Genomic DNA, 14,572 nt, shown 5'->3' on the forward strand with positions numbered 1-14,572 from the left:
TTTATTCCCTACATAATTATATTCTATGCTGGATTCCCGCTAACCTCTTCTGCTTTCCAATAATATTCACCAAATACTTCAGCAAAGGCTTCAATAGAACGATTGAGTTCTTCCATGTTATTTTCGACACCACCAAATTCTAGTAACATAGATTTATTAGTAAGGTCCTGATTATATACACCATTTCCCTCATCCTTTCCTTTTACAAATACTCCTCTACTTATTCCAGGGTATTTTTCTTCTAATTTTTGATGTAATTCTTTTGCAAGATGTAAATTTTCTTCATAATTTTTATTTTCTTTTCCTACCACAAAAAACAATCTAGCAAATGGCTTTCCATTTATCATTGTAGTAGTAATCTCTTTAGGCTGTGAATCTCTATGAATATCTATTAAATAGTTTATCGATTTTTCGGTTGCTAAGGCTTCTTGTACTAAACCTCTTGAAAGATCGTAAGAATGATTATAATTCCAATTCTTTTTCTTTAGCTCCTCCGTTACATTTGCTTTACTTTGACTTGTACCTATCCCCCTTTTTATTAATTCCTCTTGAAGCCTCTTACCAACTGCAATAATATTTTTATCTTCATTAATACTAACAGCTTCATCTGGGTTATTAACACCACTTAAGAAGGGTATAAACGCTTCCCAACTATGTGAATGATATACAAATACTCCATTTTCCCCTGGCGTAGTGGGAAATTCTTGTTTATTATTTGGATTTGGCTCAGAAACTGGTTTTTTCTCTGATTCTTCGATTTCCTTTAATAATACCTCTAGTGGAGGAGCAGACTCAACAGGTATATTAGTTAAATTGGTTCCATTTCCTGCCACTGCTATTTCTGTATGATAAGAGGAAAATCCAGGTAGTTCTCGACCTAAAAACGTTTGAATATCGTCTGGTCATATATTCGTCATTGTAGTAAATAGAATTTTTGGGATAGAAATTTGCCAGCTATTCTCTTTATCTGTCATAGCCTTAAGTTGTCCAATTTCACCCGCCATCAATGAGAGAAAAAAATCAGAAGAAATTCCTTCACTTGTAGAATGAATGAAAGTTGAAGTGAATTTGTGCTTAAAATCCAAAAAGTTTACAGTGAACACTATACCAAATATTGATATAAATAGAATCATAACGATCGAATGAAGTTGAATAAAAAAGGTAATCTTCCTTACTCTTTTCTCTCATATTATTACACCTCTTAAATTTGAATGTCTTCTATTTTATGAAAAGAAAAGAACAGAAAGACTAGTAAAATCCTATTATTTTAATAGAGTACATCCTTCATTCAGAAAATAAAGTTGTAAACATCGATAAGGGTGAGCAATTTTAAAGTGTACCTGATTCCTTTCTTTCCCAACTTATTGGCATGTCCAATCACAAATAAACATATTATATAGCATGTAAAAAGGAGGCGAAATAATTGAATTTCTTTCATTACTTTGTCATGTTAACTCTTTGCCTTATTTTCATAACAGCTATAGCAATGTCTCTTTTCTTTAGAAGTAGATTAAGAGGGATGTCAAGTATGATACTCTCTATGGCAATTGGTACGAGTATAGGATTAACCGTTGGGGTCTTTTTCGGATCACTATTTCAAGGGAACCTTTTTCATTCCACACTTTACTCTGTTTTAATAGGCATTTTTGTAGGAGCTGCTTTAGGGGGGATATTTGGAATCCTTCCTTCACTTGAAGGTTCTATGGGTGGACTAATGGGTGGTATGATGGGAGCCATGCTTGGGGAGATGATTACCTATGATCAATCAATTATTATGGTAAACCTACTTCTGGCCCTTACTGTTAGTAGTCTGTTTTTATTTCCTATTTTATCAGGTTCCTCTAATAAAGGAGAAAAAATCCAAACCAAAAAATGGATTTTCAAACCACTTTTTATCTTGTTTTTCTTATCATCTTACTTACTTATTGGAAGTCAATTAGATAAACAAATGTTATCTAAATCTAATTCATCTCAACAACAAATTCACCATTTAAACAATAAAAGTGATTTGGTAAAAAAGGAAAATACATCACTTGAATGGACTATTAAGGTATTACCCTCCCAGTTTTCATATAACCCATCAGAAGTGACCCTAAAGAAAGGGGAAAAGGTATCACTTATCCTTAAAAATGAAGATAATATCGAGCATGATATTGAAATTAAGGATATTTTATTTTCTGGAAAGGAATCAATAAACCATCGGAACCATATGAACAATAATACTAACCTTCATTTGCATGCACCTGCCAAAAAACAAACAAAATTAACCTTTACCCCTCTAGAACAAGGAACTTATGAATTTTACTGTACTCTTCCCGGTCATAAGGAAAATGGCATGGTGGGGCTTTTGATAATATCATAGGGTATAACAGTAGCATAATAACAAAATTAGTGTTTTGTGTTCAGTATTTACTTTTAATTTGTTAAATTGGTAGCATCCTTATAAATAAACTTCTATAGGCAGTTATTACTTGAATGAATCACTTAAGAACAAGCAAAAGGTTTTCCGAAAAATAAATGATTCCCTTTCTATTCAAGTCTATGGGATGAACCGATAAATCGATTTTCCCATAGACTTCATCGTTTCTTCATTAGGAACCCCAATAAGTTATCGTATCAAAAATACCCAAAACCAACATTATCACTCCCGCAAACCTTTGAACTATTAATCCTATTTTTCTTCCTTTCTTCATTAATTTTCCACTTAATTCAAAATACCAAATAAAAAATGCAGCAAGTATTAAAGGTAAAGAAGTACCCAAGGCAAAAACGCCTGGAAGAACAATCCCGTAAGAAACAGATAAGGACATTGGCATTAAGGTAATAAAAAACAATACAAACATGGTTGGACAGAACCCAAGTGTAAAACTAACTCCCATTAAAAAGGCGCCTATTTTTCCACTTTTCATTAATCTTTCTGGGATACTTCCTAAGGTAATAGATTTATAGAATTTAATAATGCCAAGCATAAAAAGGCCAATTAGTATTAATATCGGTCCAACTATTTTTCTAAACCACGGAAAATAGAGAGCAAGAATAGATTTTACTTCATTTCCTAACACCCATATGATTATCCCAAGAGTGGTAAAGACTACAACTTTTCCAAGTATAAAAAAAAGAATTTCACTCCAAGCCATTCGTTTCTGTATAGATTTATTTCCATATAACGTAATAGCTCCTAAGTTTCCTGTGAATTGACAAGGTGTTAAGGCTCCAACAAGTCCTAAAACTAAGGCAAATAAAATCGGAATCCCTTCCGTACTGCTTATCAAATTATAGAATGGTTGGCTAAGTACATAACTGATTTGACTAAAGAACTCATACATTTTTTATCCCCCTATCCCTAAAATTCCAATGACCCTTTTGTTCGTTAGATATATTAATGATTTAAATTCCTATTATCCAAAAATCAATCATTAAATGCTAGTTTACTATTTATTTTTGCAGAAATTATGAGTAACTGAAATTTTTCTGAAGGTTTAAACAAATTCATTTAAATTACCACTTTTGGGAATTTCGTCTAGATTGAACCACTCTAACGGAAATCCGAGCACTTGTCACTGAAAAAGGGAGCCAAAATCGAGGAGTAAGGATAAAAAAATGTTAAATAGAAAATTTAGTTTATTTTGGGTTTATTCAGTAATCCTTTTAAAACAAGATACTATTTTTATATAAAAAATACGCCATAATATACAGTGTCAGATAGTTGTAACTTGTATGTTATGGCTTTAATAGATTTCAACAATCGCGTCCGAATATGGATTATTGATTTCGCTGTAATTTTATTAAAAGGAGTAACCTACTCCCTTTTGGATGGCATTTGTCAGCCACCTTCTACACAAGTAGCCGTTGAACTTCCGACAGCAGCATTTAATTTATTAAGAAGATTAGGAAGAATCTCAGATTCGACAATACTTTCTAATGTATTATTAGTTAATGGTACATTAAATTCCGCAAAAATAGGTGCTGTTATCTCCCATGCTTCAACTATTGCTTTAGGAGACATATTAGATTGTATAACCATATTATACCTCCAGTTATATTATTTCTCTTCAATCATTAAAGTTTCAATAATTGGACAGTCGTACATAGATTTTTCATCAGGGCAACTTTCTTTAAGATTAAAAAGGATTTGTTCAATCTTTTTTAAATCCCTAATTTTCCTCTGTACTTCTTCAACTTTATTAACAACAAAGTTATACATATCATTACATCGTTCACCGTCTTTATCTACGACTCCGAGCAATTTACAAATTTCGGTTAAAGTGAATCCCAAATCTTGCATCCTTTTGATAAATTTTATACGAATGACGCTTTCTTCTGAAAACATCCTATAACCAGTATTCGTTCGAGGAGGCTCTTTAAGTAACCCAACTTTTTCGTAATATCTTATTGTTTCTTTATTGACACAACTCTTTACTGCAAGCTCACTAATTCGATACATAGCTAATTCACCTCATATAAATTATAAACCCTGTATCATAGTACAGGGTAAAGGGTAACTTTGAAATTTAATTTGTTCAATTCTATGGTCGTTAGGAAAGATTACTGAATCATCAATGTACCAAATCGATGGACAGTCTCTCTTTGAGTGAAACTGGTTCAATTTTTCCGTGATGATGGTTATATTTGTATGAAATATTCAACTTTTAAATACACAAGGACTTTATTATAATAAAATCCTTTATATTTTATATATTCTGCATAACTTTTTCATATTTTCTATGTATGATAAATTTACTGATAACTATTAATTAGTAGTTATCTTATTATATATTTTATGATAATAACTAATAGGATTATAAAAGGATGGAGATATAGATTATGTATAATAAACTCTTAAAATCTGGCCAAGTCACCATTCCGAATAAAGCTCAGAAGCACATTGGAATTCAGGATGGGGACTCGCTATATTTATACCAAGAGCAAGATCATATTGTTATTGTTAAACATCATACAGATCATACATTAAACAAATGTATATTCCATAAAGGAAAAATTTCCATTCCAGCTGAGTTACGCAGGCTGCTTGGTATTTCCGTTGGGACATTATTAGAAATAAATATAAATAATAAACATAATAAAATAATCATAAATATAGTGAAACAAAATTTATTAAAAGACGTACAATAAAAAACCAAAAAAATTCCAACATTTGAATGTTTTATATTTTTTATACCATATTAAACTTGTAAAATAGTTGCAATATAAAATCCTTATTTTCTGCAAATGTATCCCTTATTATAATCTTATCCTACTACAAGAATAATTAATGGCCTATCCGCGATTAATTGTTCTATCTTTACGAAGACGTCTCATAGACGTCTTTTTAATATATCTTTATAAAAAGAGTAAAACTTGGGTATAAGATTGGAATTAATGTATTTCCCAAGAGAATGAAAGGCATCGATTCCAACTTTGCAATACAGGTTGATCGATATATCTTTTCAGGCATAATCAGAAGTAAATATAAATAATAGAAATTTCAACGTTTGTTTGTTAAACATTTTTCGTACCATATTAAACTGTAAAATAGTTGCAATAAAAAATCCTTATTTTCTGCAAATGTATCCCTTATTATAATCTTATCCTGCTACAGAATAATTAATGGCCTCTCCGCGATTAATTTATTCTATCTTTACGAAGACGTCTTATAGACGTCTTTTTTACTATACCCCTATAAACAGAGTGAAATTTGTGTGTAAATTGGGATTAATGTATTTCCCAGGAGAAAAAACTACAAAATTAGGAAAAGCATCGATTCCCACTGTGCAATACAGCAGACCGTTATATCTGTTGGGGCATAATCAGAAATAAATATAAATAAATAGTAATTCCCATGTTCGTTTTTTTAGTTAAACATTTTTAGTACCTTATTAAACTTGTAAAAAAGTTGCAATAAAAAATCCTTACTTTCTGCAAATATTTCCCCTATTATATAATTGTTACAATCTATTATAGAATAATTAATGACTTCTCCGGGATTAATTTATTCTATCTTTTTTGAAGATGTCTATTGGACGTCTTTTTTTTTGGATAAATCTGCATAAAAAGTGCACGTTTTGGGGGTAAAATATAGGTTGATGCATATTTCCCAAGGAGAATAATACTATGCAAAATTATATTCAAAAGTTGATTGCATCCTATCGTTCGGATGCAGAGTCTGTCTATCAAACTTGGTTTATTAATAATGATGAACGATTAAAAGCTTTCCGGACCATACGTAATGGTATTAAACAAGTGATTGAAGAGATTGAACGTAATCAATTTGGTAATGATTATAAAGGTACTTCATTAGAAGTAGTAGTAACAGCAATTGCAGAACAAAAGCAGATTTTCACAGGAGCAGCACATGCGTTTTATTGGAAACCGAAACTTCGTATTCCTGATATCTATGAGAATGAAAATAATAAACAAATATTTGCCCGTTTCCTTAAAAGCTGTCTACAAAATACTAATGAGAGAACCTTATTAGAAGAAGTGCTAAAACTTAATGAAAAGAATATCAAAGGACTGGGTCCTGCAGTAGCGAATATATTATATTTCTTACACCCTACTGTATTTCCTCCGTTTAACACTGCAATTGTAAACGGTTTTAACGTTCTTTTTAATGAAAAGATAAAACTCGGTTCATGGACAGAATACCTTCGGATGCGAGAAATTATGCTAGATTATAATAAACAAAACAGTGTCTTACTTTCAAAAGATTTAGGGGCTATTGGGGGACTCTTTTTTGAAGTTGGTGTTGGAAGGTTAGTTATCGAAGAAAATCATAAGATGGTTTTAAAACAAATAGAAAAACGAGAAAAAACAAATCAGAAAAGACATTCAGAGGTTATCAATGATGCAATCGAAAATAATGATCATTCGGAAATGCAATACCATTTGGCTAGATTAGGAAAATCTCTTGGATACCAGGTTTGGATTGCTAGAAATGATCATAAACGGGAATGGAATAATCAAAAACTAGGTGAATTTTCGTTACACCAATTGGAACTTCCAAACGTATCAGCCCAAGTACAGGATACCATTTCACTTATTGATGTTCTCTGGTTAAATGATAGTGGTTCTATTATTTGTGCCTTTGAAGTAGAAAAAAGTACATCCATCTATTCAGGGATTTTAAGACTCTATGATTTAGCTCTAACTATACAGGACCATAATTGTAAACTATATTTAGTTGCTCCAAATAAACGTGAAAAAGAAATTAAAGCCCAACTATTAAGACCCTCCTTTCAACATGAACAAATGTGCAGTATTTCCTATATTCTTTTTTCCGACCTTCGATGCGATTGTGATGCTATGTGTAAGTTTGGTACGAATTCAGCAGTTTTGGACAAAATAGCTATAAGCATCTAAAAACAAAGCCGCTACCTATCTTGGTAACGGCTTTGTTTTATGATTCTTTTTTCACCATAGCTGAAAGAGAGTCGATTTCTTTTCGCAGCTTTTCATTTTCTAATTCAAGTTTTGACATTTTTGATTCCAAATCATTTGAACAATGTGCATCATGATTATGACCTTTCCCATGACCCCCATGACTTCCGTGACCTTTCATACAAAAAATCATCATCAATGGACAAGCCAACAACAGTAAAAAGGGTAACCACTCCATAAAATCACTCCTTCGTATTATTTCTTTATCATACTAAGAAAAAGTGGAGATTTTATGGAGAAAATGAGAAAATCAAATTATTTTTTACTTTACTTCATTATACTGATTCCGTTTGGTGTTTTACCGACTTCTATTGTATTAGTCACTTTCATTTGTTTTGTATCAATAACCGAAACCGTATTTTCGTACATGTTTGTCACATATAGTCGCTTAGCATCAGGACTTGTTACCACCCCATGGGAACCCTTACCAGTTTCAATTGTTGTTGATACTGTTTTCGTAGCAAGATCAACAACAGAAACTGTATTAGAAGGTGCATTTTCAGTACCTTGATTAGCCACATATGCATATTGATTATTAGCATCAATATAAACTTGTGCTGGACCATTTCCAACCTCTATTTTTTGAACTTCTTCCGTTTCTAGATCCACAATCGCAAGCATATTTTCTCCATTTAAGGTTGCAACAAGCGTCTTACCATCGGATAATATTCCTGTTGTAACTGGAGTTGATCCTACTGTTATTTTCTTATCTTCTTTCATTGTTTTAAGATCTAAGACACTAACTGTATCTTCTCCCATATTGGCAATATAAGCCTTTTGGCTATCTGCTGAAATTCTAAATCCATGTGGTCCTTTTCCTGTATTGATCGTTTGTATGACACTATAGTTATTCATATCAATGACAGATACATTATTATCCTCATTATTAGTTACTAAAGCGAGTTTCCCATCCTCTGTGAAAACAATATGTGCGGGATGATTACCAACTTCTATTGATTTTAAAAGCTCATTTGTTTCCGTATCATAAAATACTGCTAATCCTGGCATTTCCATTTGTTCTCCTCCATGATTCATTGCGGGAACAACAACCGCTCCGAGTATTTTTCCATCAGGAGAAACTTGAACATTGTGAACAGACCCATCAGCTTCTATTTCCACTAATACTTCATTAGTAGAGGCATCTATTTTTGAAATAGTCCCTCCCTCATTTGCAGTAAAGTAATACTGAGTATCCTCAGCTTTTTCAGACGTAGGGGCGTTTTCTTTACTTGTATTCTTTGTTGATTGAGATTCATTATTTTTCTCAGTGCTACATCCTGTTAAAATTAGCCCCAATATGATTAAAAAAGTAATTATACCTAATTTAAATTTTTTCACTAACTTCTTCCTCCTTATAAAAATCTAAACTCATAATAAAACCATACTTGTATCTTTAGTGTGAACTATTTCACACTAATAAAAAAATAAGCTCATTTCGTAAAGATTTGTGAAAATCCATGGAAAATGCAAATATAAGAATTATAATTTTAGTTTTTCTTAAACTAACCAAATTATTTCTAAAAAGCTTATTAAACTTCTTTACTGTTTTTTAAAAAAGTGATATTTGTCATTTATTTTTATTATTTTGTAACAAAATCCACAATTTCTGCAAATATTTTTTGTAAAATTAAAACAAAGGGGATATTTTTAATGAAACGTAAACTTACTTTTTTAGTAGTATTTTTGATTCTTATTCTAGCTGCCTGTACCTCAAAACAAAGTTCAAATGAGAAGGAAGAGGAAAAAAACAAAGAAAATGAAATAGTAGATGCAACTGAATCAAAAGTGGATGGGCTAAAAACAACTAATTTTGAAATATTAACAGGAAATGAATTTACTATAGTAGCAAAAAAAGCCATCCACCAATTAAACAGTAAGGTGACTGTGGAGGCTTTTACTTTTAACGGTTCTGTACCCGGTTCACAAATTCGTGTCAAGGAAGGAGAAAAGGTTAAAATTAATTTTAAAAATGAATTACCAGAGCCTACTTCCATACACTGGCACGGTATTCCCCTTCCGAATGAAATGGATGGAATACCTGGTGTAACCCAAAATGCAGTTCAACCGGGTGAATCCTTTACTTATGAATTTATTGCTTCCGTTCCAGGAACTTACATGTACCATACACACCAAGATGCAGTAAACCAATTAGATAAGGGACTTTACGGCTCTTTTATTGTAGAACCAAAAGAGAAAACATATGATAGAGATTACACTCTAATGTTAGATGAGTGGATCAGCAGTTCTGCCGTATCTGATATGTCTTCTGGCGATATGGCTGGTATGGACAATAGCAACATGAACGGAATGGATCACAGCAATATGAGTGGTATGGATCATGGCTCAAGTTCTAATGATCAAGAACAAAGTGGTAATGCTTCGATGGGACATAATATGAATATGTACGACATTTACACGATGAACGGGAAGAGTGGAGAAGCGATTGAACCGTTGAAAGTAAAAGAAGGAGAAAAAATTCGGATACGCTTAGCCAATATTGGTTATTTACCTCATAACATTCATCTGCATGGTCATACCTTTAAAGTGGTAGCCATTGACGGTCAGGAATTAAACGAACCAAAGGAAATCAAAGATCAGTTAATCTCAATTGCTCCAGGGGAACGTTATGATATCGAGTTTACTGCAGATAATCCTGGCGAATGGTATCTAGAATGTCACGGTGACATGGAAGGTTCAAAAGGAATGAAAGCCATGATTCAATATGAAGGAAATAACGATTCTAATGATAAATCTAATCAGGATGAAAAATTACCTATATTCTCGTATACGAATTATGGGAATGCAACAAATGGAGGATTTACTCTTGACCAAAAGTATGACGTTGAATATACAATGGATCTAAACGGAAATAATACAGATAATATCTGGACAATTAATGGTAAAACGTTCCCAAATACCGATGGTATTAATGTAAATAAAGGTGATTTAGTTAAAGTAAAATTAGTCAACAATTCTCCAACTGGAGTAATTCACCCAATGCATTTACATGGACACTTTTTCCAAGTATTAAGTAAAAATGGTCATCCATTAGATGGGGCTCCTATTTTCAAAGATACGATTAGTTTAGAGCCCGGTGATGAATATGTTGTCGCATTCGAAGCTGACAATCCAGGAAACTGGCTGTTCCACTGTCATGATTTACACCATGCAACAGCAGGTATGGTGGATATGATAAAATATGAAGGATTTCAACCAAGTTTTACACCTGATCCGAATGCCAATAATAAACCTGAGTAACTATAGTCTCTCAAAAAAAGAGGTAGAAACCGTTTTTGCGGTGTCTACTTCCCTTTTTATGATTAAAGTTATTTCTGCTTTTTATATAATCCACTTTATAAGACTAATTATTTTTCCCACTACAACAACTACTCGTGTTGGAAGTTTCTTCTCTACATGAAGAACACTTACCTTCTTTTGATTTTTTGACATGACGAATGAAAGCCCATCCAGCATAACCGAAAATAACTATCCCAATTACAATACTTGCTATCATCCCACTTCACCTCTTTCCTTTATGCTAATCCAAACATTCTTCCTCCTTGATACACTAGAAATGAAATTATATAGGCCAAAGTAAGTGAATATATAATAGAAAAAATGGTCCACTTTTTTGAACCTCTTTCTTTATAAATGGTTGCTGTTGTTGCTAAACAAGGAATATACAACAAGATAAAGACCATAAAGCTATATGCAGCTAGAGGTGTGTATTGAGAAACAAGTAAACCTTGTAACGTCGCTTCATCTGGTACAAAGTAAATGATATTCATGGTTGAAATAATGGCTTCTTTTGCTAGAAAACCAGTTAACAAGGAAGAAGCTGCCTGCCATGAACCAAACCCAAGTGGAGCTAGAATAGGGGCGATCACACCACCAATAACTGATAAAAAGCTTTTATCCATCTCTACATTTAAGCCGCCAGGTCCTGTATAAGACAATAACCATATAAGGACAGAGCCGGCAAAAATAAACGTGCTTGCTTTTCTTAGAAATCCCTTTCCTTTTTCCCACGTACTTTTCCATAATGCTTGCCCTTGGGGTAGACGATATGGCGGTAATTCTATAACAAAAAGAGATGTTTCTCCTTTTAATATCGTTTTTGAAAATACTCTTGCTAACACTAACGAGAGTACAATCCCAAGTACATATAATGATAAAACAACTATTGCTTTATTTTTGATAAAAAATGCACCTACAAATAACGCATATATAGGAAGTCTTGCAGAGCAGGACATCAGAGGCGTTAGTAGTGTCGTTAATAATCTTTCCTTTGGGGTTTCAATCGTTCTGGCTGCCATTATTCCTGGCACATTACAACCAAATCCGATAATCATTGGGATAAATGCCTTTCCATTTAAACCAACTTTATCCATGATACGGTCCATAACAAGTGCCACTCTTGCCATATACCCGGAGTCCTCCAAAAGAGCAATAAAAAAGAACAGAATAAACATTTGGGGAATAAACACTAATACCCCACCGACACCAGCAATAATTCCATCTACGATTAAATCACGAATAAATACGGAAACACCAAAAAAAGATAACAGTCTTTCAAATCCTATTGTAACAGGACCTGAAATAAGGCTATCCAATAAATCGGATAATGGGGTTCCAAGCCAATCAAAGGTTAACATAAACATGATATACATCATGAATAAAAAGATAGGAATCCCCAATATTCGTTTTGTAACAATTCGATCAATTTTATCTGTTAAAGGAATGTTACTTTGATGAGTTCTTGTAACAGAATTATTAAGTAAGTGATCTATAAATTCTTGGCGTTTTCTGTATATATATTGACTAACTGATTTAACTTTGTATGATTGTTTTATTTTTACCTCAATATCATCCATTAAATTATTTAGTACTTCTTCTTCCATATAACCTTTTAAATATGTCTTGACGTATTGGTTACCTTCCAATAATTGAAGTGTTAACCATTTAGTTGATAGGCTATTATTTTCATGAAGGAACCCTTGTATCTTTTCAATTGCTTCCTTAATTTCTTTGCCGTAGTCAACTAAATTTCGGTTAAAATATTTATCTTTGCTAACCGATAATGTGGCTGATAATTGTTCACAACCCTTACCTGATCTAGCAATAACCGGTGTTACTTTCACTCCAAGAAGGGAGGATAATTTCTCTATATCAATTAATATACCTCTTTGTTTTGCAACATCTACCATATTCAAACAGATATCAACTGGCTTTCCATATTCTAAAATTTGTATGGTCAGATGCAAATTTCTATGTAATTGAGACGCATCCAGAATATTTAATAACTTGTCTACATGGTCTTCTAATAAAAATTGGGAGACAACAGCTTCATCCTTTGAAAGTGGACTTAATGTATAAATACCTGGTAAATCAATAAGTTTATCCCTTTTATTTTTCAATAAGCCTACTTTTTTTTCTACTGTAACACCGCTCCAATTACCTACATATTCATATGAACTTGTTAAATTATTAAATAAAGATGTCTTTCCTGTATTCGGATTTCCAAGAAGCGCAATTTCCATTATTATCTCTCCACTTCTGTCTATAAAGCTCCCTTTCTACGAATTACAATACATTAATTTTTATCATCGATAATAACCTTAACGTTTAGGCAGAACGTCGATTGGATTTAATAAATTACCATTTTGATAGACTTTAAAGTCAAGATGGGTACCAGTTGATTCACCTGTATTACCCATGATCCCTACTTTTTGCCCTTGCGCTACAATTTGCCCTACTTCAACACCTATAGAATCTAAATGAGAGTATTCTGTGGTATAACCGTTATCATGTTTAATTTTAACCGTTAAACCTGCACTGTAATACCATCCTGTATAGTAAACTGTCCCACCTTTTGAAGCAATGATAGAGTAATCTGAAGGAGCTGCAATATCAATACCTTTATGATAACTCCCCCAACGAGGTCCTTGGTAAGAGGTAATGACTCCACCGATAGTTGGCCAAATAAAATCTCCGTTGCCTTGCGGGGCTTCCACTTTTATATCATTAGATGAACTAGTAGATTGTTTTTGAATATTTTGGGTACTTTCCTTTTTCGTTTTATTGGCATTAGCTATTTTTATTTGATTCATCATTTCATTTCTTTCTTTTTCTAAAACTTTCACTTCATCTTGAATGGCCTTTTCTTTGGTTTCTTGTTCTTGTTGACTAGTGATTAAATCTGCTTCTTTATTCTTCAATTCAGAACGCATTGATTCTATTGATAATAGTTCAGATTCTAGCTCTGCTTGAGCTTTCTCGACTCTTTCCTTATCATTTTGATGTTCCTTTAGGATGTCTTGATCTGCTTCTACAATGGTTAAAACTGCTTCTGTTCTGTTAATAAAGTCACCAAAACTTTGAGCGCCAAGCAAAACTTCTAAATAGCTAATGGTTCCTCCGGATTCTTGCAATGAACGTGCACGATCTTTTAGCACTACATTTCTTGCTTCTATTCGCTTCCATATCTCATCGATTTCTGCCTGAAGGCCTTCTATATTCCTCTTTGTTTCGGTAATTTGTTGATTTTTATTATTTATTTCTGTCTGTGTTTCTTTTATCGAAGAGTTGAGTTTTCCTAACTCTAGTGAAGCTGTTTCCAATTTCTTTTGTAATTCTTGTATTTTATTATTAACAGATTCTACATCTGATGATGTATATTCTGCTGCTTTTACTGGAGAAACCTCGCCTAACACAGTGCCTAACCCTAATGAAGTGATTAATGAAAATGCAACAAGAGTTTTCTTCACGTTCGTATTCTTCCTTTCTTTGCGCTACTCATAATTAAACAAAGTTCTACTATTAACAAGAGTGAATTTAATCCTATCGTATTACTAAAGTAAGCGTCAAACTATACCCACATGGTTTGACGCTTTTTTATATGCGATAATCTCCTAGAGATTACACATAATGGAGGTTTTGCTATATGAAGAGATCCGATCTTAGAGTTGAATGGGAAAAACGGATTGCTAACTATATGACAAGCGGACTAAGTGCTTCAAATTGGTGTGCAGCCAACGAGGTCAATATTCATCAATTCTGGTATTGGAAGAAGAAGCTTAAAACAACCGAAGACACGTCAAATACCCCTTCACAATGGATTACATTAGAAATGGAT

The 14,572-nt window shown here is 32.8% G+C and carries 14 protein-coding genes; 5 read left to right on the forward strand and 9 right to left on the reverse strand.

The window, feature by feature from the left end; translation table 11 throughout:
• Positions 1-23 precede the first annotated feature (23 nt).
• The gene (gene spoIIP / locus ACTNDN_RS16505) at positions 24-893 is read right to left on the reverse strand and encodes a stage II sporulation protein P (protein ID WP_269320391.1); all 870 of its coding nucleotides are present in this window, start codon (positions 891-893) and stop codon (positions 24-26) included.
• An 821-nt stretch (positions 894-1,714) separates the two neighbouring features.
• Between spoIIP and ACTNDN_RS16510 the strand changes: the two genes are divergently transcribed.
• Complete coding sequence (locus tag ACTNDN_RS16510; protein ID WP_231512597.1) at positions 1,715-2,362, forward strand: cupredoxin domain-containing protein; 648 nt, start codon at positions 1,715-1,717, stop codon at positions 2,360-2,362.
• Positions 2,363-2,591: 229 nt separating this feature from the next.
• On the opposite strand, the gene ACTNDN_RS16515 is transcribed toward ACTNDN_RS16510, so the two are convergent.
• From ACTNDN_RS16515 to merR, 3 genes are all read right to left on the reverse strand, one after another.
• Positions 2,592-3,326 carry an urease accessory protein UreH domain-containing protein gene (locus tag ACTNDN_RS16515; RefSeq protein ID WP_031539461.1) on the reverse strand — a complete coding sequence of 245 codons (735 nt, stop codon included), beginning with the start codon at positions 3,324-3,326 and terminating at the stop codon, positions 2,592-2,594.
• A 497-nt stretch (positions 3,327-3,823) separates the two neighbouring features.
• Positions 3,824-4,024 carry a hypothetical protein gene (locus ACTNDN_RS16520; RefSeq protein WP_441131558.1) on the reverse strand — a complete coding sequence of 67 codons (201 nt, stop codon included), beginning with the start codon at positions 4,022-4,024 and terminating at the stop codon, positions 3,824-3,826.
• Between the two features lie 18 nt (positions 4,025-4,042).
• A complete protein-coding gene (gene merR / locus ACTNDN_RS16525; RefSeq protein ID WP_441131559.1) occupies positions 4,043-4,444 on the reverse strand; it encodes an Hg(II)-responsive transcriptional regulator in 402 nt (133 codons plus the stop codon).
• A 380-nt stretch (positions 4,445-4,824) separates the two neighbouring features.
• Between merR and ACTNDN_RS16530 the strand changes: the two genes are divergently transcribed.
• Positions 4,825-5,133 (forward strand): AbrB/MazE/SpoVT family DNA-binding domain-containing protein, encoded by a 309-nt coding sequence (locus tag ACTNDN_RS16530; protein ID WP_441131560.1) that lies wholly within the window; start codon positions 4,825-4,827, stop codon positions 5,131-5,133.
• A 978-nt stretch (positions 5,134-6,111) separates the two neighbouring features.
• The gene (locus ACTNDN_RS16535) at positions 6,112-7,359 is read left to right on the forward strand and encodes a hypothetical protein (RefSeq protein ID WP_441131561.1); all 1,248 of its coding nucleotides are present in this window, start codon (positions 6,112-6,114) and stop codon (positions 7,357-7,359) included.
• Positions 7,360-7,396: 37 nt separating this feature from the next.
• Here the strand turns inward: ACTNDN_RS16535 and ACTNDN_RS16540 are convergent, their stop codons facing one another.
• Both ACTNDN_RS16540 and ACTNDN_RS16545 read right to left on the reverse strand, forming a co-directional pair.
• Positions 7,397-7,615 (reverse strand): DUF2933 domain-containing protein, encoded by a 219-nt coding sequence (locus tag ACTNDN_RS16540; protein WP_441131562.1) that lies wholly within the window; start codon positions 7,613-7,615, stop codon positions 7,397-7,399.
• A gap of 89 nt (positions 7,616-7,704) precedes the next feature.
• Complete coding sequence (locus ACTNDN_RS16545) at positions 7,705-8,775, reverse strand: YVTN family beta-propeller repeat protein (RefSeq protein ID WP_441131563.1); 1,071 nt, start codon at positions 8,773-8,775, stop codon at positions 7,705-7,707.
• A gap of 312 nt (positions 8,776-9,087) precedes the next feature.
• On the opposite strand from ACTNDN_RS16545, the gene ACTNDN_RS16550 reads away from it, so the two are divergent.
• Complete coding sequence (locus ACTNDN_RS16550) at positions 9,088-10,695, forward strand: multicopper oxidase family protein (RefSeq protein WP_441131564.1); 1,608 nt, start codon at positions 9,088-9,090, stop codon at positions 10,693-10,695.
• 103 nt (positions 10,696-10,798) lie between these two features.
• On the opposite strand, the gene ACTNDN_RS16555 is transcribed toward ACTNDN_RS16550, so the two are convergent.
• The 3 genes from ACTNDN_RS16555 to ACTNDN_RS16565 all read right to left on the reverse strand — a co-directional run bounded on the left by ACTNDN_RS16555 (position 10,799) and on the right by ACTNDN_RS16565 (position 14,204).
• The gene (locus ACTNDN_RS16555) at positions 10,799-10,951 is read right to left on the reverse strand and encodes a FeoB-associated Cys-rich membrane protein (protein ID WP_441131565.1); all 153 of its coding nucleotides are present in this window, start codon (positions 10,949-10,951) and stop codon (positions 10,799-10,801) included.
• A 19-nt stretch (positions 10,952-10,970) separates the two neighbouring features.
• Positions 10,971-12,977: a ferrous iron transport protein B gene (feoB, locus tag ACTNDN_RS16560; protein ID WP_441131566.1), complete on the reverse strand. Its 2,007-nt coding sequence runs from the start codon at positions 12,975-12,977 to the stop codon at positions 10,971-10,973.
• A 78-nt stretch (positions 12,978-13,055) separates the two neighbouring features.
• Positions 13,056-14,204 carry a murein hydrolase activator EnvC family protein gene (locus ACTNDN_RS16565; protein WP_441131567.1) on the reverse strand — a complete coding sequence of 383 codons (1,149 nt, stop codon included), beginning with the start codon at positions 14,202-14,204 and terminating at the stop codon, positions 13,056-13,058.
• A 176-nt stretch (positions 14,205-14,380) separates the two neighbouring features.
• Here ACTNDN_RS16565 and tnpA point away from each other — a divergent pair.
• Positions 14,381-14,572, forward strand: a 192-nt coding sequence (gene tnpA, locus ACTNDN_RS16570) for an IS66 family insertion sequence element accessory protein TnpA (protein WP_441131568.1), incomplete at its 3' end; no start/stop codon positions are given.

The sequence above is a fragment of the Niallia sp. HCP3S3_B10 genome, assembly GCF_052064465.1.
Lineage (GTDB): Bacteria > Bacillota > Bacilli > Bacillales > Cytobacillaceae > Niallia > Niallia hominis.